At 41.9% G+C, this 25,045-nt stretch carries 22 protein-coding genes and 9 tRNA genes; 28 read left to right on the plus strand and 3 right to left on the minus strand.

Going from position 1 to position 25,045, the window contains the following annotated elements; all coding sequences use genetic code 11:
- The first annotated feature begins 134 nt into the window (after positions 1-134).
- The gene (gene serS / locus HRT96_RS02345) at positions 135-1,421 is read left to right on the plus strand and encodes a serine--tRNA ligase (RefSeq protein WP_293151660.1); all 1,287 of its coding nucleotides are present in this window, start codon (positions 135-137) and stop codon (positions 1,419-1,421) included.
- 158 nt (positions 1,422-1,579) lie between these two features.
- Here the strand turns inward: serS and HRT96_RS02350 are convergent, their stop codons facing one another.
- Complete coding sequence (locus tag HRT96_RS02350) at positions 1,580-1,909, minus strand: TusE/DsrC/DsvC family sulfur relay protein (RefSeq protein ID WP_293151662.1); 330 nt, start codon at positions 1,907-1,909, stop codon at positions 1,580-1,582.
- A 76-nt stretch (positions 1,910-1,985) separates the two neighbouring features.
- On the minus strand, positions 1,986-2,648 hold the full coding sequence (locus tag HRT96_RS02355) for a Bax inhibitor-1/YccA family protein (RefSeq protein WP_293151664.1): 663 nt from the start codon (positions 2,646-2,648) through the stop codon (positions 1,986-1,988).
- Positions 2,649-2,840: 192 nt separating this feature from the next.
- Here HRT96_RS02355 and HRT96_RS02360 point away from each other — a divergent pair.
- From HRT96_RS02360 to HRT96_RS02370, 3 genes are all read left to right on the plus strand, one after another.
- Positions 2,841-2,931, plus strand: a tRNA-Ser gene (locus tag HRT96_RS02360).
- Between the two features lie 311 nt (positions 2,932-3,242).
- Positions 3,243-3,333: transfer RNA gene (locus HRT96_RS02365), tRNA-Ser, on the plus strand.
- 293 nt (positions 3,334-3,626) lie between these two features.
- Positions 3,627-3,717: transfer RNA gene (locus HRT96_RS02370), tRNA-Ser, on the plus strand.
- Positions 3,718-3,824: 107 nt separating this feature from the next.
- On the opposite strand, the gene HRT96_RS02375 is transcribed toward HRT96_RS02370, so the two are convergent.
- Positions 3,825-3,986: an oxidoreductase-like domain-containing protein gene (locus tag HRT96_RS02375; protein WP_293151667.1), complete on the minus strand. Its 162-nt coding sequence runs from the start codon at positions 3,984-3,986 to the stop codon at positions 3,825-3,827.
- A gap of 372 nt (positions 3,987-4,358) precedes the next feature.
- Here HRT96_RS02375 and uvrY point away from each other — a divergent pair, with 372 nt between their 5' ends.
- The 24 genes from uvrY to fliL all read left to right on the plus strand — a co-directional run bounded on the left by uvrY (position 4,359) and on the right by fliL (position 25,043).
- The gene (uvrY, locus tag HRT96_RS02380; RefSeq protein ID WP_293137898.1) at positions 4,359-5,003 is read left to right on the plus strand and encodes a UvrY/SirA/GacA family response regulator transcription factor; all 645 of its coding nucleotides are present in this window, start codon (positions 4,359-4,361) and stop codon (positions 5,001-5,003) included.
- Positions 5,004-5,038: 35 nt separating this feature from the next.
- Positions 5,039-6,916, plus strand: coding sequence for an excinuclease ABC subunit UvrC (uvrC, locus tag HRT96_RS02385; RefSeq protein WP_293151670.1), 1,878 nt, complete (start codon positions 5,039-5,041; stop codon positions 6,914-6,916).
- Between the two features lie 49 nt (positions 6,917-6,965).
- On the plus strand, positions 6,966-7,544 hold the full coding sequence (pgsA, locus tag HRT96_RS02390) for a CDP-diacylglycerol--glycerol-3-phosphate 3-phosphatidyltransferase (protein WP_293151673.1): 579 nt from the start codon (positions 6,966-6,968) through the stop codon (positions 7,542-7,544).
- 231 nt (positions 7,545-7,775) lie between these two features.
- A tRNA-Leu gene (locus HRT96_RS02395) sits at positions 7,776-7,861 on the plus strand.
- A gap of 52 nt (positions 7,862-7,913) precedes the next feature.
- Positions 7,914-7,987 (plus strand) — tRNA-Cys (locus HRT96_RS02400).
- 67 nt (positions 7,988-8,054) lie between these two features.
- Positions 8,055-8,140, plus strand: a tRNA-Leu gene (locus HRT96_RS02405).
- Positions 8,141-8,215: 75 nt separating this feature from the next.
- Positions 8,216-8,289: transfer RNA gene (locus HRT96_RS02410), tRNA-Cys, on the plus strand.
- A gap of 67 nt (positions 8,290-8,356) precedes the next feature.
- Positions 8,357-8,442 (plus strand) — tRNA-Leu (locus tag HRT96_RS02415).
- A 114-nt stretch (positions 8,443-8,556) separates the two neighbouring features.
- On the plus strand, positions 8,557-8,799 hold the full coding sequence (locus HRT96_RS02420; protein ID WP_293151676.1) for a hypothetical protein: 243 nt from the start codon (positions 8,557-8,559) through the stop codon (positions 8,797-8,799).
- A gap of 242 nt (positions 8,800-9,041) precedes the next feature.
- Positions 9,042-9,127: transfer RNA gene (locus HRT96_RS02425), tRNA-Leu, on the plus strand.
- A 123-nt stretch (positions 9,128-9,250) separates the two neighbouring features.
- Entirely contained in the window at positions 9,251-9,718 is a 468-nt protein-coding gene (locus HRT96_RS02430) for a hypothetical protein (protein ID WP_293151678.1), read from the plus strand.
- A 235-nt stretch (positions 9,719-9,953) separates the two neighbouring features.
- Positions 9,954-11,777 (plus strand): protein translocase subunit SecD, encoded by a 1,824-nt coding sequence (secD, locus tag HRT96_RS02435; protein WP_293151681.1) that lies wholly within the window; start codon positions 9,954-9,956, stop codon positions 11,775-11,777.
- A 2-nt stretch (positions 11,778-11,779) separates the two neighbouring features.
- Positions 11,780-12,718, plus strand: coding sequence for a protein translocase subunit SecF (gene secF, locus HRT96_RS02440; protein ID WP_293151684.1), 939 nt, complete (start codon positions 11,780-11,782; stop codon positions 12,716-12,718).
- 250 nt (positions 12,719-12,968) lie between these two features.
- A complete protein-coding gene (locus tag HRT96_RS02445) occupies positions 12,969-14,438 on the plus strand; it encodes a sigma-54 dependent transcriptional regulator (protein ID WP_293151687.1) in 1,470 nt (489 codons plus the stop codon).
- A 165-nt stretch (positions 14,439-14,603) separates the two neighbouring features.
- Positions 14,604-15,659, plus strand: a complete 1,056-nt coding sequence (locus HRT96_RS02450; protein WP_293151689.1) for an ATP-binding protein — start codon at positions 14,604-14,606, stop codon at positions 15,657-15,659.
- Positions 15,660-15,663: 4 nt separating this feature from the next.
- Positions 15,664-17,055: a sigma-54 dependent transcriptional regulator gene (locus HRT96_RS02455; protein WP_293151692.1), complete on the plus strand. Its 1,392-nt coding sequence runs from the start codon at positions 15,664-15,666 to the stop codon at positions 17,053-17,055.
- A gap of 110 nt (positions 17,056-17,165) precedes the next feature.
- Entirely contained in the window at positions 17,166-17,495 is a 330-nt protein-coding gene (gene fliE, locus HRT96_RS02460; RefSeq protein WP_293151695.1) for a flagellar hook-basal body complex protein FliE, read from the plus strand.
- A 22-nt stretch (positions 17,496-17,517) separates the two neighbouring features.
- Positions 17,518-19,227, plus strand: coding sequence for a flagellar basal-body MS-ring/collar protein FliF (gene fliF, locus HRT96_RS02465; protein ID WP_293151698.1), 1,710 nt, complete (start codon positions 17,518-17,520; stop codon positions 19,225-19,227).
- Positions 19,220-20,263 (plus strand): flagellar motor switch protein FliG, encoded by a 1,044-nt coding sequence (fliG, locus tag HRT96_RS02470; protein WP_293151701.1) that lies wholly within the window; start codon positions 19,220-19,222, stop codon positions 20,261-20,263. The genes fliF and fliG overlap by 8 nt, the downstream gene beginning before the upstream one ends.
- A gap of 27 nt (positions 20,264-20,290) precedes the next feature.
- Positions 20,291-21,091 (plus strand): flagellar assembly protein FliH, encoded by an 801-nt coding sequence (locus HRT96_RS02475; protein WP_293151704.1) that lies wholly within the window; start codon positions 20,291-20,293, stop codon positions 21,089-21,091.
- Positions 21,091-22,428, plus strand: a complete 1,338-nt coding sequence (gene fliI, locus HRT96_RS02480; RefSeq protein ID WP_293151707.1) for a flagellar protein export ATPase FliI — start codon at positions 21,091-21,093, stop codon at positions 22,426-22,428. Before HRT96_RS02475 ends, fliI begins: the two co-directional genes overlap by 1 nt.
- Positions 22,429-22,446: 18 nt before the next feature.
- Positions 22,447-22,893, plus strand: coding sequence for a flagellar export protein FliJ (gene fliJ / locus HRT96_RS02485; protein ID WP_293151710.1), 447 nt, complete (start codon positions 22,447-22,449; stop codon positions 22,891-22,893).
- Positions 22,894-22,974: 81 nt separating this feature from the next.
- Positions 22,975-24,480 (plus strand): flagellar hook-length control protein FliK, encoded by a 1,506-nt coding sequence (locus HRT96_RS02490; RefSeq protein ID WP_293151713.1) that lies wholly within the window; start codon positions 22,975-22,977, stop codon positions 24,478-24,480.
- 56 nt (positions 24,481-24,536) lie between these two features.
- The gene (fliL, locus tag HRT96_RS02495) at positions 24,537-25,043 is read left to right on the plus strand and encodes a flagellar basal body-associated protein FliL (RefSeq protein ID WP_293151716.1); all 507 of its coding nucleotides are present in this window, start codon (positions 24,537-24,539) and stop codon (positions 25,041-25,043) included.
- Positions 25,044-25,045 lie beyond the last annotated feature (2 nt).

A 25,045-nucleotide genomic window follows, 5' to 3' on the forward strand; every position in this document is an offset into this window, starting at 1 on the left:
TTAAGTATAAATACCGTGATGAAAGTGTAAATTCACGTTAAAATAATACGTGTTAATAATACCAACAGATTTTTCTGACCCAGTGCAAGGAAATAGTACTCAGGTCGAAATAAAACAAGCAGAGTAGGTAAAGAATGTTAGATCCTAAATTTCTTCGAGCAGACTTAGAAGAAGCTAAACAGCGTTTAGCGAGCCGTGGTTTTGAACTAGACGTTGATACAATCAAATCATTAGAAGAACAGCGTAAAGCATTACAGATCCGTACAGAACAATTACAGAATGATCGTAACGTACGTTCGAAATCCATTGGTAAAGCAAAAGCAAGTGGTGAAGATATTCAACCACTATTGGCTGAAGTTGGAAAATTAGGCGAAGAGCTTGATGCGGCTAAAGCTGAACTCGCTGAGTTACTGACTAAAATTGAAGATATTGCACTGTCGCTACCAAACCTACCACATCCATCGGTACCACAAGGTAAAGATGAAGATGACAATGTAGAATTAAAGCGTTGGGGTCAACCAAAAGAATTTAATTTTGAAATTAAAGATCACGTTGATGTAGGCGAAGCGCTTAACGGGCTCGATTTTAAAAATGCAGTCAAAATTACCGGTTCACGTTTCATCGTTATGCGTGGTCAAGTCGCACGTATGCACCGTGCTATTGCGCAATTCATGCTTGATACGCATACAGAAGAACACGGTTATACAGAATTGTATGTGCCTTACCTTGTTAATACTGATTCGTTATACGGTACTGGTCAATTACCTAAATTTGGTGACGACCTGTTCCACACCAAACCAGCAACAGAAGAAGGTCAAGGTCTAAGCCTGATCCCGACCGCTGAAGTACCGGTAACAAATACAGCGCGTGATACTATCACTGACGAAGCTGATCTACCTGTACGTCTAACTGCACATACACCTTGTTTCCGTAGTGAAGCTGGTTCATATGGTCGTGATACACGTGGTCTGATTCGTCAACATCAGTTTGATAAAGTAGAAATGGTGCAACTGGCGCACCCAGAAAAATCATACGAAGCACTTGAAGAAATGCGTCAGCATGCTGAAAACATCTTAATTAAGCTTAACTTACCATACCGTGTCGTTACATTATGTACCGGTGATATGGGTTTTGGCGCAGCGAAAACATATGATCTAGAAGTATGGGTTCCGGCACAGAATACGTACCGTGAAATTTCTTCAATATCAAACTGTGAAGATTTCCAAGCTCGTCGTCTACATGCGCGTACGCGTCTTAAAGACAGCAAGAAGCCAGTACTGCTACACACACTAAACGGTTCTGGTTTAGCAGTAGGTCGTACACTTGTTGCGATTCTAGAGAACTACCAGTTAGAAGATGGCCGTGTTGAAGTGCCTGAAGTACTACGAGGTTACATGGGCGGTCTAACGCACATGGGTTAATCTGACGGCGAATAAAAAGTCAGTTAAATAAAAAGCCCCGCTGAGTTATGCGAATAACTCAGCGGGGCTTTTTGGTTTCTGATTGAACAAAATCCCGTCATTAATCATTTAATGTAATGGGAGACTTGTTAATCTAATACCAATTTATAACGTACCAATTAAAGGCATTTAGCCGGTTTAGGCAAGCCAGCAATCTTGGTTGCTTGCTTCGCGGGGCCTTTAGGGAACAGTTTATATAAATAGATACTGTTGCCTTTATCTGCACCGAGTTTCTTCGCCATTGCTTTAACTAATGCGCGAATAGCCGGTGAAGTATTGTATTCGAGATAAAAGTTACGCACGAAGTGAACAACTTCCCAATGGGCCGGGCTTAAGCTGATACTTTCTTGTTCTGCAAGTAGCGGCGCAAGTGCTTCACTCCAATCATCAGAGTTAAGTAAATAACCTTGTTTGTCGGTGGCGATCTCTTGTTCGTTGATAATTAACATAGCTTTAAACTAACCGTAGAGGGAAAACAAAAAAGCCTCGTCAAACGAGGCTTTTCACTATTTAGCAACAACGAGATTAGTCGTCGCTACTCATAATACCTAAAATTTGTAATAAACTAACAAAGATATTATACAGTGATAGAAAGATAGTGACCGTCGCTGAGATGTAGCTTGTTTCACCACCATGAATGATTGAGCTTGTTTGCATCAAGATCGCAGCAGATGAAAACAGAATGAACATTGCACTGATTGCGAGGCTAAGCGCTGGAATTTGTAGGAAGAAGTTACCAATCATAGCCACGATAAGTACCACAAAACCGGCCATCATCATGCCATTAAGGAAAGACATATCCTTCTTTGTTGTTAGCACATATGCAGACAGAGCAAAGAAAGTAAATGCAGTACCAGCAAATGCCATTACCACAATGTCACCCATACCGGCACCTATGTATCGGTTAATTAATGGGCCAACGGTATAACCTAAGAAACCAGTGAACAAGAATACAAATAGAATACCCATTGAGTTGTTACGGTTTTTTTCTGTTAGGTACATTAAACCATACACACCGACTAGGGTAATGATGAAACCTGGAGAAGGTAAGTTTAATGTAACCACTGCACCAGCAACTAACGCTGAAAACGCCAGTGTCATCGCTAATAGCATATAGGTATTTTTAAGTACCTTATTCGTCGCGAGTACGCTTGCTTGCGACTGAGTCTGAATCGTACGTTGTTGCATTGTGTCTGTTCCTTAAATAATAAACACTGCCAGTTAGAGCCTTAGTATACCCTAAAGTTCCGACATAATATGACGATGTAGTTAATTTATAGCCAAATAAGTTAAAAACAAGCCTTTTGACTGAAAAATGTGATTAATTCTGTAAAACACTTTATCTTTTTTTTTAACTCTGTATTATACGCTCATTGCTGCGGAGGGGTGGCAGAGTGGCCGAATGCACTGGTCTTGAAAACCAGCAGGGGTTAATAGCTCCTCGAGAGTTCAAATCTCTCCTCCTCCGCCATCTATATAGAGAAAGGCGCTATCTGAAAAGATAGCGCCTTTCTTGCATTTTAGTCTCCATCATCTATCTCATTTTGACAGTAATATCCTCACGAGCTTGGTTTAGCCTAATTTATTGTTTTACTCGCATATTGATCCGTTTCGCTAACATAACGTTTATTTATTTTTATCCATATCAATTCGAACTCTCTCTTTGTTGGATTACAGCGCGAAGCGGGTAAAAAGTAAACGGTTAGGTCGTTGGAGGTGTTTTTTTAGCTTCTAGATATTTACAACACTCAATCATATCTCTATTATACGCTTCATTGCTGCGGAGGGGTGGCAGAGTGGCCGAATGCACTGGTCTTGAAAACCAGCAGGGGTTAATAGCTCCTCGAGAGTTCAAATCTCTCCTCCTCCGCCATCTATATAGAGAAAGGCGCTATCTGAAAAGGTAGCGCCTTTTTTGCATCTTAAGCTTTATTCTTTTTTTATCACATCACTGTGTCTTTGCTATTTAGCGGTTCTTCTCCAGTGTCGTTTATTCTCATCGTTATTTGGTATGTAAACATATCGAATCTGATGTTTTTTAAACAATTTTTTCACCCTGTCGCTAGGAAGTCGAGCAAGTTGGCTTTATTTTGTGCGAAGTTTGAAGGTTTGGTCTTTTTGCTTTACAACAGGGCGCTGCATCTCTATTATACGCTCCATTGCTGCGGAGGGGTGGCAGAGTGGCCGAATGCACTGGTCTTGAAAACCAGCAGGGGTTAATAGCTCCTCGAGAGTTCAAATCTCTCCTCCTCCGCCATCTATATAGAGAAGCCGGTACTTAATTCAGTTAAGTACCGGTTTTTTGCTATCTGGTATTATTTAATCTCTCTAATTTATTCAGTCTCTTCGCTCATCCAGTTAGTTCTATTCAGTTTCTTCAAGCATTGCGGCTCGTTGTGCGTTCCATCGTTTTCGTTGTGCGTAGTAATAATCCCAAACACAAGGGCTGCAAGCGCCACCACCACAACAATCATCATCGGCGGGTGGGTAGGGTTTTTCTATTAACTGTGGTTGCGGTTTTTCCATTGATTTATCCTTTTCGCTAGCGATAGACAAAATGTAACATATTTTTAATGACACAGATCAAATCAGTGGTGGTTAATTAATCAGCTGCTGTATTATCAATGATATAGATATATATGTCGTTTATATATCTATATACATAGCTTGATATGCCACATTTTTTTAGTAACGATGTTTATTTTGCTAACTGAACCGCATTTTAGCTTTAAACTAATATAGTTATTAAATTATTGATATATAATGTCATATTATTATTTGGTATAAATATATTAGCTTCTATGGTTAACTTAAAAGTAAAAATAACAACCTATTTTTAGCCATCTAATGTATTATGTTCTTTAGAAATTATATGTATGTGTATGCGGAGATATTCTTTTGATTAATGTATTCCTTGTCGATGATCACGAATTAGTCCGTACCGGCATTCGCCGAATTCTTGAAGATGTACGTGGTATTAAAGTCGTGGGTGAAGTTTCATGCGGAGAGGATGCCGTTCAGTTTTGTCGAGAAAACCAGCCCGATGTTATCTTGATGGACATGAATATGCCAGGTATTGGCGGATTAGAAGCGACACGTAAAATTTTACGAAATAATCCTGATATTAAAATTATCGTATTAACTATACACACGGAAGAGCCTTTCCCAAGTAAAGTAATGCAAGCAGGTGGTTCTGGTTATTTAACTAAAAGTGCAGCACCTGACGAAGTATTAGGCGCAATTCGTAAAGTGCATAGTGGCCAGCGTTATATTTCTCCTGAAATCGCACAGCAGATGGCATTAAGTCAATTTTCATCAGCTAGCGAAAACCCTTTCCAAAATCTGTCAGAGCGTGAGTTACAAATCATGATGATGATTACGAAAGGGCAAAGAGTGGTCGATATTGCCGAGCAGCTACACCTTAACTCTAAGACGGTTAACGCTTATCGCTATCGCTTATTCAGTAAGCTGAATATTAATGGTGACGTAGAGCTGACTCACCTAGCGATCAGACACGGTATCTTAGATGCAGATACACTATAATTAAGTATTACGTTAATTAACATTAATTGAGAAAGATGTCTTCGGGCATCTTTTATTTTATGCCTGAAAAAGAACAATTCAATCATCAAGATTTCTTAAAAACGGTCTCACACCAACCTGGTGTTTATCGAATGTATGACCATAAAGACGTGGTTATTTATGTCGGCAAAGCCAAAGATCTGCATAAACGCCTAACCAGTTATTTTCGAAAAACCGTCGATCGTGAAAAAACCCGGGTACTGGTTACGCATATTACCAATATTGATGTTACGGTAACGCACTCCGAGACCGAAGCGCTGGTACTTGAACATACCTATATTAAGCGATATCAGCCGCGTTACAACGTTTCACTGCGGGATGATAAGTCTTACCCTTACATCCTGATAACCGCTCACAAGCATCCACAGTTAACCTCTATTCGCAGCAAGAATAAGCGCAAAGGGCAATATTTTGGTCCCTATCCAAGCGGTAGTGCGGTGCGAGAAAGTCTGCATTTAATGCAAAAGCTATTTCCTGTACGTCAGTGTGAGGATAGCTATTACCAAAATCGTTCGCGACCGTGTTTACAGTTCCAGCTCAAGCGTTGTTTAGGCCCTTGTGTGAAAATGGATAATCCTGACGAATACAACCAGCAGGTTGAACTTGCTGCATTATTTTTGAAAGGTAAAAATATCGACGTCATTAATGAATTAGTGATGAAGATGGAAAATGCCAGTCAGCAGTTGGATTTTGAAGCTGCCGCACGTTATCGAGACCAGATCCAAGCATTAAGAACCATCCAAGAGCAGCAATACGTCACGTCTGATTTAGGTGAGATGGACGTCATTGGTTTTGCCTATAAAAATGGTATTGCCTGTGTGCATTTATTATTTGTACGGTCAGGTAAAGTTTTTGGCAGCCGTAGTTATTTTCCTAAAGTACCTGCTGATACTGATATTAGCGAAGTGATCCAAGCCTTTTTATTACAGTATTATCTGAATAAAGAAACACAGCAGGCCATTCCTAAAGAAGTGTTGTTAACTGAGTTGCCAGAAGATAATGAGCTGATTGAATCTAGTTTAAGTCAACTGGCAGGGCGCAAAATAAAGCTGACGAGTCCTAAGCGTGGGGACCGGCATAAATTTTTAAGGTTGGCGCTTACTAACGCTGAAACTGCATTAACGACAAAGCTGGCAACTAAAAGTACCGTGCTCAATCGTTTCAAAGCATTAGAAAAAGTATTGAAGTTTGATGGCAAGATCCAGCGTATGGAATGTTTTGATATTAGTCATACGGGTGGCGAGCAAACCGTGGCATCTTGCGTGGTCTTCAATCGTGACGGACCCAATAAAACCGATTACCGACACTATAATATCAGTGGCATTACCGGTGGCGATGATTATGCCGCCATGGCTCAGGTATTAGACCGCCGCTTTAAGAAAGTCGCTGAAGTTGACAAAATACCTGATATTTTATTTATTGATGGTGGCAAAGGGCAAATGACCCAGGCGGAGCGAGTGCTCACTCAATACGCGGATAATTTTGTGGTTAAACGGCCACTAATCATTGGTATTGCTAAAGGCGTGACGCGTAAAGCGGGTTTAGAGACATTAATCTTATCGGGGGCGTTGGATAACGTACCTGATATCGAATTTTATTTACCCAGTGATTCGCCCGCATTGCATCTTGTACAACATATTCGTGATGAATCTCATCGCTTTGCCATTACCGGACATCGTGCGCGCCGCAATAAAGTTAAACGCACTAGCGCGTTAGAAGCTATTCCAGGGATTGGGCCGAAGCGTCGTCAAGTATTACTTAAATATATGGGTGGTTTACAGCAATTACGTAGTGCAAGTAGGGAAGAAATTGCAAAAGTACCAGGTATAAGTATTGATTTAGCAGAAAAAATTTATGATTCGTTGCATCAATAAGCAAGATATAGGACTATAGAGGCGTTTATATTTCAAAAGCATGAGAATAATGAAAAACATACCCAATATTTTAACTTTGTTTCGCGTGATTTTAATTCCTTTTTTTGTTCTCGCGTTTTATTTACCAATTGAAAATTCGTTTTATATTGCAGCCTGGATCTTCTTTATTGCTGGCGTAACTGATTACCTTGATGGTTATATAGCAAGACGTTGGAATGTATCAAGCAAGCTTGGCGCATTTCTTGATCCTGTCGCCGATAAAATCATGGTTATCACGGCGTTAGTGATGGTTGCCGGTGATCACGACCGTATCGCTGCAACGGTTGGCGAGCACAGTGCATTATGGATCATGATCCCTACGCTTATTATGATTGGCCGCGAGCTGGCTATTTCAGGTTTACGTGAATGGATGGCCGATCTCGGTAAACGTGCCAACGTTGCGGTTGGTAATGCCGGGAAGTGGAAAACCAGTTTGCAAATGTTGGCGCTAGGCGGTTTCATTTGGCAACAAGGCCCTTGGATGGTTTACCTTGCTTACCTCGTGTTCTATGCGGCGATGGTATTAACCGTTGTTTCTATGGTGCAGTATTTTGCTGCGGCGTGGGGCGAACTCACTAGCGAAGATTAAGACGTCATTTTTAACGGCTACTTAGGTTATTGTTAGGCGATATCGCTAATACGGTATTATTTAACCCTTTTTAGCTAAAAAACAAACTGCTTAGGTTGAAACGTAAACGTTTTAATCAATGCGATTAAAAGGGTGTTGACTCTCTCTTTTAGGTCTGTAGAATGCGTCAGCACATAGGGGCTAAAGCAGTTTAATTAAAACAGCTTAGATGATATGTAAAAAGAATGCTGTGCCCGAGTGGTGAAATCGGTAGACACAAGGGATTTAAAATCCCTCGCTTAATAGGCGTGCCGGTTCAATTCCGGCCTCGGGCACCAATTTCTTTTTGTTAGATATAACGTTAAACATATAACTTTAAATAAAATATTTGGCGGGTTGGCAGAGTGGCTATGCAGCGGATTGCAAATCCGTGGACCTCGATTCGACTTCGGGACCCGCCTCCATGATTTAAGCTTGAAAGAGCAAGTTTGTTAGTTCTGCACTGGAACGGATAAACTATAAAAATTCAGTGCCCGAGTGGTGAAATCGGTAGACACAAGGGATTTAAAATCCCTCGCTTAATAGGCGTGCCGGTTCAATTCCGGCCTCGGGCACCAATTAATACTAGTATATCTAGCTAAGATATAAAATTAGCACTCTGTGTTAACAATTAATTTGTCATCGCAGTATATGGCGGGTTGGCAGAGTGGCTATGCAGCGGATTGCAAATCCGTGGACCTCGATTCGACTTCGGGACCCGCCTCCATGATTTAAGCTTGAAAGAGCAAGTTTGTTAGTTCTGCACTGGAACGGATAAACTATAAAAATTCAGTGCCCGAGTGGTGAAATCGGTAGACACAAGGGATTTAAAATCCCTCGCTTAATAGGCGTGCCGGTTCAATTCCGGCCTCGGGCACCAACTTTTATAAAAAAACCAGCTTATAGCTGGTTTTTTTATGTCTAAAATCCCCGCCCTCAATACAAGATCTTCACTCCCCAGTTTTCGTCACAGCTTCGTTATAGTCGTGGTGAGATGAAAGAAAAAACCAACGCCGAACGAGTGGTCTATGAGAACTATAGTGTTGTTCTGCAGTATTATTTCAATGCGAATAATGATTTCAGTCCTTACATCAGTGCAGGATGGGGAGAAGCACTGAAAGATCAGGATGGAGACATCAAAACAGCGCAGGTTAACGCCGGTTTTGGTCTGTACTACAAATTGGGCGCTGCAACTCGCCTGGCAACATTATTATGCGACCAAGTTATCTGCAAATGATGCTCTAGCTAGCGGACAACTCATTTACCGTTTTGGTCATGGAGAACGTTAATACTAATCAGTCTTACCGCTAATCAAAGAAGATCATCGCAATCTTTATATCGTACTCCTCAATATAGATAGAGTGGAGTGATTTTTAATCAGTTAACAACCAAGGTGTTATTTTTAATTGACTGATTTTTATAATCAGGTAAAGTAAGCGCATATCCGGTTAGGCAGCTAGCTTAACAGTTTATCACTCAGCCCGAGTGGTGAAATCGGTAGACACAAGGGATTTAAAATCCCTCGCTTAATAGGCGTGCCGGTTCAATTCCGGCCTCGGGCACCAAATTTAGAGAAAGGCTTACCTAACGGTAAGCCTTTTTTGTTTTCTGAAGCTTAAAATAATTCTTGTTTCTCGAATCACTAGTGTTTATGATAACTAATTACTCTTTATGGTTAGTTATCTTCTATGCTAGTTCGATTGATGCGCTACTTTATTCTGCTATTTGTAATGGTTGTGGGCTTTAATGCTCAGGCTAATACATATTCAGAATTAGCATCTACATCGTTATTAGCACCTGCATCCTTACTTATCGATGCTAGTGAAGTGAATAGCTTCTGCCAAGATGCTGGTGAATCAGAGCAACCGCCAATTTCATCATCACGCCATACCTATGAATTTGCATTAACCGAAACCTCGCGTTATACCAGTACCGGTCGTTTATTGTTAGATAACCCTAAACCGGATTATCAGATTGAGATTGAATTATCGATACCACCATCAGCGTCGTTGGTGATCGGCTATACGGTAAATATTAATTTCGAGCAATACTGGTTAACCGGCACATCTTTTTCTAAGTCGCGAATATCGGGCTGGAAAGACAGTAATTTATTATATTCACACCGCCAATACCCCGCTGTTATGACCTCTGTTTAGACAAAAATGTAAGTATTAACCATACTGCCTTTTTGTTGCCTTTATCTGCTTATCTATCCTAGTTAGCACTAGAACGAGTACTGTAAATGTACGAAAAAGTGCGATACACATAGCGCGTTAATCACGTTATTGTCTGGATCTATAAGCATGTTAATTACCAATATGCCTGCGTTTTATGTAATTACTTTATACATACTTTTTATATATAGAAACGGGCATTGATGGACAGTTATCAATGACAAAAAAATTAAATTCAACAGCCCAACGTAAACGTTTAAACCATTATGCTGGTTGGAAATATATCGTCTTAACCTGCACAATCTTAATCATGCTGCTAAGCGCGATCCCAACCTTGTATGGTGAAGATCCTGCACTGCAAATTAATTACCAACAAAACCAACAGCCCGCTATTTATGAGCTTAAGCAGACGCTAGCAGCAAGTAATATTGCGGTAACACGTATCGATCAAGAAATGGATAAAACCACCATCGTATTAGCAGATCCTAGCACTCAAACACGTGCGAAGGCGATACTCGAAACGGTGCTGCCAGCAGATGATGACATTACTTTAGCACTGGTTTCTGCTGCGCCGTCTTGGTTGCAGAGTATGGGATTGAAGCCAATCAAGTTAGGCTTAGATCTACGTGGTGGTGTGCAGTTCTTGTTAGATGTTGATATGGAAACGGTATTCAATATCAAAGCGCAGCAATTGGTCGATAATTTACGGGCTGATTTTCGTGACAAAGGGGTTCGTGGTGTTCGAATTAGCATTAATCACAATAATAGTGTGCAACTGAACTTGCCAACCGATGAAGAAAAAGTCGCATTATTGAAATTAATGCCAACCAGCTATCCACAATGGAAAGTCACTCAGAGTTCAGGGGTATTGGTTGCGCTGAGTATCCCCCAAGCTGAAAAGACTGACATTATTAATCTCACAGTGCAGCAGAACTTACAAACAATGCGCAGTCGTATCGCAGAGTTAGGTATTACAGAGGCAATGGTACAGCGCCAAGGTGAACATCGGATTCGTATTGAATTGCCCGGTGTGCAAGATCCGGCGACGGCAAAAAATGTGATAGGTGCCACAGCGAGTCTCGCGTTTCATGAGCTTAAAACCACAAGCAGCGGCAGCATGGTAGTCAGTAATAATGACGGAGCGCCAATACGTATTGCACGTGATGCCATACTCGGTGGCGAACATATCATTGATGCGCGTGCCAGTGTTGGCGAAATGGGCGCTGCGCAGGTCAATATAACCTTAGATAATGCTGGCGGTAAAAAAATGTCTAACTTTACCAAACATAATATTGGTAAACCCATGGCAACGCTTTACAGCGAGTACAGTCGTAACCCGGATGGTTCCACCAAAAAGACCAACAACATTATTAGTGTAGCGACCATTCAAGCACAATTAGGCAGTCAATTTAGGATCACGGGTGCAGGGAGCATAGCCGACGCACAAGAGCTTGCATTATTGCTACGAGCGGGGTCGTTAACAGCGCCGGTGACTATTGTCGAAGAAAGAACCATAGGACCTTCTTTGGGTGCGGAAAATATTCACAATGGTTTTTCGGCATTAGCGCTAGGACTAGGTTTAACCTTAGTATTTATGGCGCTGTGGTATCGCCGCTTAGGCTGGGTGGCTAATGTTGCATTAATTGCCAATATCATTATGTTATTTGGTTTATTAGCGCTAATTCCGGGGGCGGTATTAACCTTACCCGGCATTGCAGGGTTAGTGCTGACTGTCGGTATGGCTGTCGATACTAATGTACTGGTGTTCGAGCGAATTCGTGACAAATTACGTGAAGGCCGCAGCTTTGCCCATGCCATTCATAGTGGCTTTGATAGCGCATTCAATACCATTATTGATGCCAATATCACCACCTTAATTATCGCTGTGGTTTTGTATTCAATCGGGCAGGGGCCAGTGCAAGGTTTTGCGCTGACATTAGGCTTAGGTATCTTAACCAGTATGTTCACTGGCATCTTGGTATCGCGCGCATTAATTAATAAATTATGGGGTCGTGATACTCGTCATGACTTGAAGGTATAGTGATGATAACGATCAACATAAACAATAGTAACAAACACAACAGTAATAAGCACAGTAAATTACGTTATATCAGCAGTGCAATCTCAGTCGTTTTTATGCTTGTTGCCATTGCATTTATCAGTGTTAATGGACTGAACTGGGGGCTGGATTTTACTGGCGGGGTGATCACCGAAGTACAGCTTGACCCAAGTATTACCATTAGTGAGATATCCCCTTTATTACAATCGGCATTAAATCAACATGTCAGCGTCATTGAAGGCGGAGACGTTGGTCGCTGGATCTTACGTTATGCGGAACCTGCAGCAGGCATGAATATTCCAGATATTACCCAGGTATTAGCGCCGTTAGCGACTAATATCCAAGTATTAAATACCAGTATTGTCGGTTCTCAAATTGGCCAAGAGCTGGCGGAACAAGGTGGTCTGGCACTGTTAGTATCGATGTTATGTATTATGGCTTATTTAAGCTATCGCTTTGAGTGGCGTTTGGCATCAGGTGCGTTATTTGCCTTGGTGCATGATGTGCTATTTGTACTCGGGGTGTTTGCGGCATTGCAACTTGAGTTTAACTTGACGGTTTTTGCGGCGATATTGGCGATTATTGGCTATTCATTAAATGATTCGATAATTATCGGTGATCGTATCCGCGAGTTGCTTATTCTAAAACCGACATTAGCGATTGCAGATGTGAATAACCAAGCTATTTCGGCAACCATATCTCGCACTCTGGTGACATCGGGCACGACATTAATGACGGTTTCAGCGTTATGGTTATTGGGAGGAGGGCCGTTAGATGGTTTTTCTATTGCGATGTTTGTTGGCCTCATTGTCGGTACTTGGTCATCGATTGCAGTGGCAACGACATTACCAGAACTTTGGGGATTAAACGCTAGTCACTATCAGGTCGTTGAATTAAAAGAGGATCTTACTGTCGGTAAATGACCTTTAATTGTCATTAAGGTAAGCGTGTGGGTTTTATAATAAACTGATCTATTTGTATACACTGTGCTATAGGACGGGCTATTTTTATCTGAATGCTAAATTAACTCCTATGATTGTTTCATCTTGATTTAGGAATGTGTACTATAGCGATGTCAATTAATTGGCGGAGGTTAGTTTTTGACACACTTTAGCAGTCGTTAAGGTGATTTAATTATTTTAAGTTTAAGTAAGGTTTAGCCCAGGCTGTAATATGGATACTACTAAGTCAGTTTTTGTAATTGATGAGAATATTGAACGCAGACAAAATTTAGAAACGATCTTGTCCTTTCTTGGTGAAGGTTGGCAGAGTTACGATTCTCATATCGATATTAGCGCTAAGATCGATCTTGCCGCAAACAGTGTGATTGTCTCTTCAGACTGTTACTCTGAAACGGATTTATCGGCGTTATTTGATGCGAACCCAATGAATCCATTTTTAACCTTTGGTACGCAAGTAAAAGTACCAGAGAAAGGTAATTTAATCGGCCATATCGAACTGCCTTTATCTTATCAGCAATTGACCTTGTTGCTTGGACGTTGCCAATCTTATCGTCAATGTGTGACGAGTAAGTTAGGTCAATCAGCGTCAGCGTCAAAAGCATTAATCAAGCAACTGGTTGGTCGTGGTGATGCCATCCAAAGTGTCCGTCACTTGATCATGCAAGTGGCGTCAAAAGGCGCTAATGTATTAGTGCTGGGTGAGTCGGGCACGGGTAAAGAAGTCATTGCCCGTTCAATTCATGATGCGTCATCACGCAGTGACGGTCCGTTTGTACCGATTAACTGTGGTGCGATCCCCGCCGAATTATTAGAAAGTGAATTGTTTGGTCATGAAAAAGGCGCATTCACTGGTGCATTCTCGGCGCGCAAAGGCCGTTTTGAGCTTGCCAGTGGTGGGACATTATTTCTTGATGAAATTGGTGATATGCCGCAGCCAATGCAAGTGAAATTATTACGGGTGTTACAAGAGCGCGTTTTTGAACGCGTGGGTGGCAGTAAAACAATTAAAGCCGATGTGCGTGTTATCGCGGCCACACACCGTAATTTAGAAAAAATGATCCTTGATGGTGAATTCCGTGAAGATCTCTATTACCGTTTAAATGTGTTTCCAATTGAAAGCCCGGCCCTGCGTGAGCGTCCAGATGATATTCCGTTATTGATCCAAGAGTTATTACGTCGTCACGAAGCTGAACATGATGCCACGATCTTATTTACGCAACGGGCTATGGAGTCGTTAATGCAACACTCATGGCCAGGTAATGTCCGTGAGTTATCAAATCTGATTGAACGTCTACTTATCATGACGGCAGGTAATATTGTTGATCTCGGGGAGTTACCGGCGAAGTACCGTTATAACGATGATGGCGAAAGCCAAGTGATATGCTCTGAGGTTCCCACTGAGTTAGCCGAGCATGATGCTATCTCTGCTATGTTTAGTGATGAAATTTTTGTTGACGCAGAAAAAGAGCCACAAGAAGATGGTTTCTTCTCAATGCCAAGTAGCCTGCCAGAAACGGGGGTTAATCTTAAAGAAATGTTGGCTGAATTTGAAATTGATATGATCAAGCAAGCCTTAGATCAACAAGTATATGTTGTGGCTCGAGCGGCAGATCAATTAGGCATGCGCCGAACAACCTTGGTTGAAAAAATGCGTAAATACGGATTGCAAAAAGAAGCCTAAATAAGTGTAGTTCAATGCAAATAAAATAATAATTTTTTATTCAAATCCAAAAGCTCAACATGATGTTGGGCTTTTTTATTTAAAATCATGTGGTTACAGATACTTTTTAATTGGCACACTAAATGCATTATTTGGTGTGAGTCAATTTTTTAGCGGAGTGCTACCATGGTACAAGAATCTTATCCCGGCGAATTAGCAGAACTACGAGCGCACAAAGATCGTAGTGAAAAGTTAGTCGAAGCATTGCCGTCAGGATTGGTGATTCTGGATGGTAACGGTATTGTCATTGAAGTCAATAAAGTGGCTGTGCAATTACTGGGTGAATCGTTGATGGGGTCGCGTTGGATGGATGTTATTCAGCGTGCGTTTACCCCCAAAGAAGATGACGGCCATGAGGTCTCATTAAAAAATGGTTGTAAAGTACAGTTGTCTATCACTACGCTTGGCTCACAGCCGGGTCAATTAATTATGTTGACTGATTTAACCTATACACGGCATTTACAAGAGCGTGTTAGCCATATGAAACAGTTGTCGTCATTAGGGCGAATGGTCGCGTCATTAGCACATCAAATCCGTACACCATTATCAGCGGCCTTATTATACGGCTCTAATCTGGCCAACCCGAATCTCCCTCCTGCTACTCGGCAGCGCTTTCAAAGCAAGTTAATTCAGCGTCTTAATGATCTGGAAAATCAAGTTAACGACATGCTGCTTTTTGCTCGTACCGGTAAAGATTTAGTGGTTGAAGAGATCTCATTACAGAATTTATTAGTCCAAGTACAAGCGGGCAGTGAAGCTATGATGTTACAGACAAACAGTAACATGCAAGTCACCTTGCCAGAGCCCGACTTATTAATCTTAGCGAATCGCAATGCACTCTCTAGCGCGATTGGTAATTTGATACAAAATGCCTTACACGCTTGTGGGCAGGGCGCCAACCTCGCCATCTCTGCCATTCGCTCTGGCGATGATAAAGTCGCCATTGTGGTTTCTGATGATGGTCCCGGGATTGCGAAACATATGCAAGCAAAAATTTTAGAACCTTTCTTTACCACTAAGTCACAAGGCACGGGTCTTGGTCTGGCTGTGGTACAAAGTGTGGTCAAAGCGCACCATGGCAGTTTGGAGTTAGACTCAACTGAAGGTGAAGGCAGTCATTTTAGTATAATCGTACCGCTACATCGTGTAGCAGCACCTCAATCAATGGTAATAGGCGGATAACAGTATGTCCCATTCTCAAATTCTTGTTGTTGAAGATGATCTTGGTCTTCGTGAAGCCTTGGTTGATACCCTATTAATGGCTGGTTATGAATGCGATGAAGTTGATAGCGGCGAAAGCGCACTCATTGCATTAGGCAAAAAAACCTATGATATGGTCGTCAGTGATGTCCAAATGGGTGGCATGACTGGATTAACCTTACTGCATAATATTAAACAAAAATATCCAGATTTACCGGTATTGTTAATGACGGCGTATGCCAGAGTGAATGATGCGGTAACGGCAATGCGTAATGGTGCTGTGGATTACATAGGTAAGCCTTTCTCGCCAGAAGTACTGATTAATCAGGTGGGTCGTTATGTACCGCCACAAAAAGTGGTTAAACGCACACCGTGTTATGGAGACATAAAGACTGAGCAGCTATTAAGTTTGGCGCGTAAAGTGGCTAAATCCGATGCAACTGTGATGGTGACAGGCCCAAGTGGTACGGGTAAAGAAGTGCTATCACGTTATATTCATGATAATTCGCTGCGTTATGATGGTCCATTTGTGGCAATTAACTGCGCTGCGATCCCGGAAAACATGCTAGAAGCAACCCTATTTGGTTATGAGAAAGGGGCATTTACGGGCGCGATACAAGCCTGTCCAGGTAAATTTGAACAGGCACAAAATGGCACCATCTTGCTGGATGAAATCTCGGAAATGGCGTTGTCGCTACAAGTTAAACTATTACGGGTATTGCAAGAGCGTGAAGTCGAGCGCTTAGGCAGCCGTAAAACCATTAAGCTTAATATACGCGTTATTGCGACCAGTAACCGTAATATGAAACAAGCTGTAGCCAATGGTGACTTCAGAGAAGATTTATATTATCGCCTCAATGTATTCCCATTAGTTTGGTTACCATTAACCGAACGCAAAGGTGATATTTTACCGATAGCAGAGCATTTATTAAAATTACACTGTAAGCAAAATAATATTCCAATACTAGAGTTACTTAACTGCGCGAAGGCGAAGTTACAGATTTATCATTGGCCGGGTAATGTGCGTGAATTAGACAACGTGATCCAACGCGCAATGATTTTAGCTGTCGATGGACAGATTAAGAATGAAGATCTGATTTTAGAAGATTTTTCTGCTGCTAATTTTCAAGCGCCAGCGTTAAATATGCAAGCACCGCAATTACAGGTTAACGCTGAAATACCAGCGCGAAGTGTAGACCAGCTTACTGAACCTTTAGGTAATGAACTACGTCAGCAAGAATATCAAATTATTTTGGAAACCTTGATTGGCTGTCATGGTGTTCGTAAGAACGTATCAGAGAAATTGGGTATTAGTCCACGCACGTTACGTTATAAATTAGCAAAAATGCGTGAACAAGGAATTGAAATCCCCGCGTAATGACGAGTAAGTATCTTAAAGGCCGCAATTGATTGAAATTGCGGCCTTTTTTGTTGGCATAACAATTGCTTAATTGAAGTAGGTCAAAAATATGACAACGAGGATAATCAATGAACATCGCAGCCAATAATCTTTACTCTGAAATGCAAAGCATGTCGTTACAAGCGACTAAATTTGAAGCAGATCCTACCGCGCTAAAAGCGCCAGCCACGACATCCGCTAGTTTTGGTGATATGTTGCAGCAAGCAATTGATAATGTGAACGGATTACAGCAAAATACTGGCGATTTACGCACCCGTTTTGATCAAGGTGATCGCAGTGTATCCCTAAGTGATGTTATGATAGCATCGCAAAAATCTGGGGTAGCATTCGATGCTACGGTACAGGTTCGTAATAAATTGATCGAATCTTATAAAGAAATAATGAGTATGCCTGTTTAATTTCGGGTAAAGGAGTAACTCTGTGGCTGATACAGCTTCAAATACAGGTATCGTCAGTAATAACGATATGGATAATGATTTAGCGCAATTAGATGAGAATGAGCAAAAAAGCTCAGCATTTGGTTTTTTCACCAATGCCGATATCTTACGTCAAATCATTCTAATTTTAGCATTAGCGATCTCGCTAACCTTAGTAGTATTTATTTTACTGTGGGGTAAAGAACCTGAAATGCGTCCTTTAGGCACGTATCAAACAGCTGAACTTATTGAAACCCTCGATTTTTTAGACCAAGAGAAAATAGATTATACCATTAATGGTGACACGGTTTCTGTCCCCGCAGAACAATACCAAAACATTAAACTCCGTTTACGCCGCTCTGGATTAACAACGACAGTACTACAAGGTGACGATATCTTAATGCAAGATATGGGCTTTGGTGTTAGTCAACGGGTCGAACGAGAACGTTTGAAGCTGGGTCGTGAACGTCAAATCGCACGCGCATTAGAAGAATTTAAGCAGGTATCGAAAGCACAGGTATTACTCGCGATCCCGAAAGAAAATGTATTTGCTAAACGCAATAAAAAACCCAGTGCAACAGTGGTGTTGACGGTGCGTAATAGTGCAGCTCTTTCACAAGAAAATATCGACTCTATGGTGCAATTAGTTGCTTCTGCCGTACAAGGTTTAGAACCAACTCGTGTGACATTAACCGATCAAAATGGCCGTTTACTTAACTCTGGCAGCCAAGACATGTTGGCTGCAAAAGGTCGACGTGAATTTGAAATGGTAAAAAATCATGAACGAGAGTACCGTACAAAAATTGATTCTATTCTTATTCCTATCTTAGGTGTGAGTAATTATACCGCTGAAGTTGATGTATCAATGGACTTTAGTGTGACAGAGCAGACGCAAAAACGCTTTAACCCCGATTTACCGGCAGTACGCAGTGAGATGTTACTTGAACGTCAATCGTTTGGTAATGGTAATCAAGGCATTCCTGGTGCATTAACCAATCAACCGCCGCTCGATGCTGATATACCAGAAGAAGCTGGTGCTGGTAATGCCGCGGCGCGTCCTATTGGCCAATCTCAAAAAGAATCCACCAGAAACTATGAACTTGATACCACGATTAGTCACACTAAATCACAAACGGGTGTTATTCAGCGTTTAAGTGTCTCGGTTGCGATCGATTACATTAACAGTATTGGCGCCGATGGTGCGTTGGTGAGAGAGCCGCGCAGCCAAGCTGAAATTGCTAATATACGCCGTGTATTACAAGGTGGTATTGGTTTTAATGTTAATCGTGGTGATAGCTTAGAAGTGGTTGCGATCCCATTTAATCGCCCAGAATTAACCGCGATGACAGACCTGCCTATTTGGGAAGAAGAATGGTTCTGGCGTGCGATCCGTATCGCCGCGAGCTTACTGGTCATTGTGGTATTAATCATGGCAATTATTCGACCTATGATTAAACGCTTAATTAACAACGAGCCGGAAGAAAACTTAGACGATTTAGATTTAGGTATCAGTGCGATTGAAAATGATGAAGACATGCAGTTGCTGACGGCCGATGCCGAAGGTGATACTGATTTTGCAATGCGCAGTGGTCATTTACAGTTACCTAACTTACACAAAGATGAAGACTTGCTCGAAGCGGTTCGTGCACTGGTTGCTAACGAACCAGACTTAACTGCATTAGTGATTAAAGAATGGATGATAGAAGATGCCTGATTCAAATAAACAAGTAGCAACGACAGAAAAATTTGATGCAACTACCTTAAATGGTATTGAACGTTCTGCGATCTTAATGTTGAGTTTAAATGAAGATGATGCGGCGACTATATTTCGTCAGTTAGAGCCGAAGCAAGTACAGCGTTTGGGTATGGCAATGGCATCAATGAAAGATTTTTCTCAGGTGAAAGTAGCGGGTGTGCATCGTGCGTTTATTGATGATATCCAAAAGTTCACTAATATTGGTGTCGGTAGTGAAGATTTTGTTCGTAACGCCTTAACAGCAGCGCTCGGTGCAGATAAAGCCGGTAATCTGGTTGATCAAATCATCATGGGCAGTGGCGCCAAAGGTCTTGATTCATTGAAATGGATGGACGCTCGTCAGGTTGCCAATATTATTCATAATGAGCATCCTCAGATCCAAACCATTGTATTGTCTTATTTAGAACCTGAGCAGTCAGCTGAAATTTTATCGCAGTTCCAAGATAAAGTACGTATCGATTTAATGTTGCGTATTGCTAATCTAGAAGAAGTTCAACCCGCCGCGTTACATGAATTAAATGAGATCATGGAGAAACAGTTTGCGGGCCAATCTGGCGCCCAAGCCGCGAAGATGGGTGGCTTGAAAGCGGCTGCCAATATTATGAACTATCTCGATACCAATATCGAAGGGCAGTTAATGGATGCTATTCGTGAATCTGACGAAGATATCAGTCAGCAGATCCAAGACCTTATGTTTGTATTTGAAAACCTTATTGATGTTGATGATCGTGGTATTCAGGCATTATTGCGTGAAGTGGCACAAGATCAATTACAAAAAGCGCTTAAAGGTGCGGATGATCAGCTTAAAGATAAGATCTTTAAAAACATGTCGAAACGTCAAGTCGAAATGCTGGAAGACGATCTGGAAGCAATGGGACCTATTCGGGTGAGTGAAGTGGAATCTGCGCAGAAAGAGATCTTATCTATTGCGCGTCGTTTAGCTGATAGCGGTGACATAATGCTCGGCGGAGGCGGTGGCGATGACTTCTTATAAGTACATGACCCTTGATGGCATATGGCTATGAACGACAGTTTAAAGTCTACTATCCCGCAGATTAAAGCGAGTGATGAGCATCAAATAGAAGATTGGTATTTACCAGAGTTTGAGAATACCCAAGCTGCAGTGCTTAATACCAATGCACTCGGGATGAAGCATGACTGGTATGAAGGTAAGCGTACTGATGAGCCGGCCGAAGAGATTGATCCTCAGCCAATGACTGCAGAAGAGCTTGACGCAATACGCCAGGCGGCTTATGAAGACGGTTACAATGAAGGTAAAGAACAAGGCTATCAGGATGGTTTAGCGAGCGGCACGACTGAAGGTCTTAGCCAAGGTGAAGCGCAAGGCCAAGAGCAGGGACTTGCACAAGGGTTAGCTGATGGCCAACAGCAGATAGCGGATAAAGCCGCAGTATGGGAACAGCTACAAACGCAAATGCATACGCCTTTAGCCGCCGTAAATAGCGAAGTTGAAAACGAATTAATTCGTGTTGCGACCGGCTTAGCAGAAGAATTAATTAAGACCGAAGTGACATTTAATCACGATATATTGTTGCAAACATTAAAATTAGCCTTGGATGTGTTACCTGTTCTTGAGCAAAAAATTACCATTACATTACATCCTGATGATTTAGCCGTAATCAATGAATACTACGCCACTGAAGAATGTGTAAAACGGGGTTGGGTATTAATCTCAGAGCCGATGATGAAACAAGGTGATTTAGTTATTAACAACGAAGTCTCTTCGGTAGAACTGTTAATGGAACAACGTATTAAACAAATGATGCGTCAATTTCTTATTGCTAATAAACCGGGCGCATAATGACCGAGCTACTCAGTCGATTACAACAATTAAAAACTGACTCACTGGCCAGCAAGCCAACTGTTGCTGGTAAGCTGACTCGGGTCGTTGGTTTAACCCTCGAAGCTGTGGGTTGCCGCGCTGCAATTGGCAGTTTGTGTTCTGTCGAAACAGATAACGGCTTGATGGATGCAGAGGTTGTTGGTTTTGATGGTGATAAATTATTCTTAATGCCCAGTGAACAGGTCACTGGTATTATTCCGGGAGCAAAAGTAACACCACTCAATGAAACCCAAGGTATTCCGGTTGGTATGGAACTACTTGGCCGGGTATTAGATGGTGTTGGTAAGCCGATTGACGGTAAAGGCGAAATTATTACCGGACAAACCACGTCTTTTACTGCCAAGCGTATTAATCCGCTGGCGCGTAAAAAAATCTCAAAACCACTTGATGTCGGTGTTAAAGCCATTAATGCCATGCTCACCGTAGGTCAAGGTCAGCGTATGGGGCTTTTCGCTGGTTCTGGTGTGGGTAAGAGTGTGTTGTTAGGTATGATGACGCGTGGTTCGACCGCTGACGTTGTCGTCGTTGGTTTAATTGGTGAGCGTGGCCGTGAAGTAAAAGAATTTATTGAAGAGATCTTGGGTGAAGAAGGGCTTGCGCGCGCTGTTGTTGTTGCTGCGCCTGCGGATTCATCACCACTGATGCGTCTAAAAGGTTGCGAAACATCATTAGCGATAGCAGAATACTTCCGTGACCAAGGCTTGAATGTATTATTACTGATGGATTCATTGACCCGTTTTGCACAAGCGCAGCGTGAAATTGCCCTTGCGGTGGGTGAGCCACCGGCAACGAAAGGTTATCCGCCATCGGTATTTGCAAAATTACCGCAGCTGGTGGAGCGAGCGGGTAATGGGAGTGACGAACAAGGCTCGATTACGGCGTTCTTCACGGTATTAACCGAAGGTGATGACTTACAAGATCCGATTGCTGATGCGGCGCGGGCGATCCTCGATGGCCATATCGTATTGTCTCGCGAGTTAACCGATGCGGGGCACTACCCTGCGATTGATATTGAAAAGTCGATTAGTCGTGTCATGCCAATGGTGACGACTGATTTCCATCAAGCCGCGGCGCGCGGATTCAAACAAGCTTACTCACTCTATCAGCAGAACAAAGACTTGGTTGCCATTGGCGCTTATAGCAAAGGAGCGGATGCAAAAATTGATCGCGCAATTCGCTTAAAACCTGCGATGGAGCAATTCTTACAACAAGGCATGAAAGAAGTTATTCCGTTCTCGCAATGTGAAGAAATGCTGGCTGCCATCGCACCGCATCTCGGCGTGGAAACCTCATAATGAAACAGTGTCAATAATATGTCTAATACCGCATTAGAGCGAGTTCACCAACAGCTTACAGAGCAAGAAAAAAACGCCGCGAGAGCCTATGCACTGATCCAACAAGATGCTGAACGTTATCATAGCCAAATGCAGCAATTAAGTGATTACCGTAAACAGTATTTACAGCAATTCACGGAACGTGGGGAAGAAGGTATCTCAGGTAGTAGTTATGCGCATTATCATAACTTTATGAAAAAACTAGAACTCGCCGAGTTTGAACTGAAACAAGCGCTGGATAATATTCAACAAACAGTGAAGAACAAGCATATAGACTGGATGGAAATTCGTAAGAAGCGTGATGCATTGGGTCTGTTATTGGATAAGCGAAAAATAGCTGCACAGCTTGTCGAACAACGACGCGAGCAAAAAGATCTTGATGAGTTTTCTAACTTCCAATATTTCAAGCGTAAAAATAACCGATAAACGATCGCCAACTCATAATATGGCGTGAATTTTGCACGTATTTCGCTATAACTTCTTATTGATGACATTTAGGCTTGAACTATGACTTTTTCTCTACATAAATCAACAGCGATGACTGATACACAGGCGGCGAATAATAAATCGAAAACGCTTAATGTCAAAGGCGATATCGCAGCAGATATGGCGAGTGATGGCGAGTTGAGTATGTCTGAAAACAGCTTTTCTAAATTATTTTCTCTGTTTAATAGTGATAATAAAGCAGCTGCTATCGCTGGTGAAAAGACCGTTGATAGTACTGACGTTACAACGGGGGAGAGTGCTAAACTAGGTGCTGCTGCGAGTATCGATGATGGCATTGTAGCTGGGCGGATAGAGCTCGCTGATGAAGTCGACGCGATAGCTGGCGATGACTTAAGTGTAATGAGTCAAGGTGATAGCGTACTGAAAAATGAAAGTAGTGATGACTTTTTGGCTCGTCTTGATCAATCTTCTATGCTGTTGCAAGGTCAAATTAACGGTAATGAATTGCCTTTACCTGCCAAAGGGGCGAATATTGCCTCATCGGCATCTATTAGCATGACAGGCTTATCCATGCTCGATAGTAGCGTTGCAGAAACGACGAATGTGAGTGATGTTAGTAATAATGAGCAGACTCAAGTATTGCAAGCGAGCGAGCTATCAACTGATCTAACAGGTTTAACAGAGCCAACAGATACTATCACTGCGTCAACGTTAGCTGGTATGTCAACAGTCGCTGGCCTTATTGACAATAACCCTCGATTTAGGCAAGACGATTTATTAGTTTCCGGTGATTCAATTAAGGGTGATGGCACACTCGACAATGAACTATTCGATGGCGCTGGAAAAGCAAATTTAGCCACAGGTTTTGGCGAAGCAGGCAGGGCGAAAAACACACCTTTTGGTCAATCCAATGGTATGATTACTGAGGCCAGCAGTGCAGTAACAAAGAGTGATGATTCAGCACTAGAACAGCTGGATATGACCTCGGCTGAACCCATTGAGCAATTAGATTTTGCGCAAATTATGGAGTCTGTACGTAAACAAGAACCGTTAGACCAAACCTCACGTACGTTAACCAAAGCGCCGGTATTAACAGACGTAGAACAGCAAGTATTAGAGAAGCGGGTTAGCCTTAATAACAATCTCGCTAGCTCGGAATTAAATGAAAAAATCGCCATAATGGTAGGCAAAGAATTACAAACCGCGACAATCCGCTTAGACCCTGCAGAATTAGGCAGTATGAATATTAAATTGGTTGTGCAAAACGATCAGATAAATGTGACAATCCAAGCGCAGAATAATCAAAGCCGAGATTTACTTGAACAACAAATGCCGCGATTACGAGAAATGCTACAGCAACAAGGTATGACGCTGGGGGATACTAAGGTACAAGCCGATAGTGGCCAGCAGCAATCTGGATTTCAGCAATCAAGACAAGAAAACGGACAAAAAAATAGCAATAACGATGCAAATTATGCGAATTATGCGATAGATTCACAGACTGAAGTCCCTGCTTCGATGCCGTATTGGCAAGACTCGGCGAAAGGGGTAGACTTTTACGCCTAAGCTGTTTAGTCACTGGCAGTAATTAGCACAATAGATAATTTGATTTAAGGACGATAATGGCCGACGATAAAGATTTGAAAATAGACGATAAAGGTAAGGGTAATAAGAAAATTATTATCATTGCGGTGATTTTAGTATTAGCGCTTGTTGGTGGTGGTGCTGCCTTTTTCTTTTTAAGTGATGATAGTGCTGCGGCTGATAGTTCAGAAGTGGTAACAGAAACCGTCGATAAAACAATTAACGAGACCGCTTATTATGTGGCGTTGCCGCGTCCTTTTGTTTTTAATATTATAGGATTAAAGCGCGAGCGTTTAGTTCAGATTAAAGTGCAGTTAATGGTACGTGGCAGTGATAATAAAGATTTAGCGAAAGCCAATTTACCGCTGATTGAAAGTACATTACTGCAAGTATTTAGCGCCACCACAGAGCAGCAATTAGCGACCTATCAAGGTAAAGAATTATTGCGCGCGGATTCGTTAACGAATGTGAATGAAATTTTGACTAAATATACTGGGAAAGGGGTTGTTGAAAAGATCCTATTTTCTGGTTTTGTAATGCAGTAGGT

It is taken from the genome of Moritella sp., assembly GCF_013215705.1.
GTDB lineage: Bacteria > Pseudomonadota > Gammaproteobacteria > Enterobacterales > Moritellaceae > Moritella.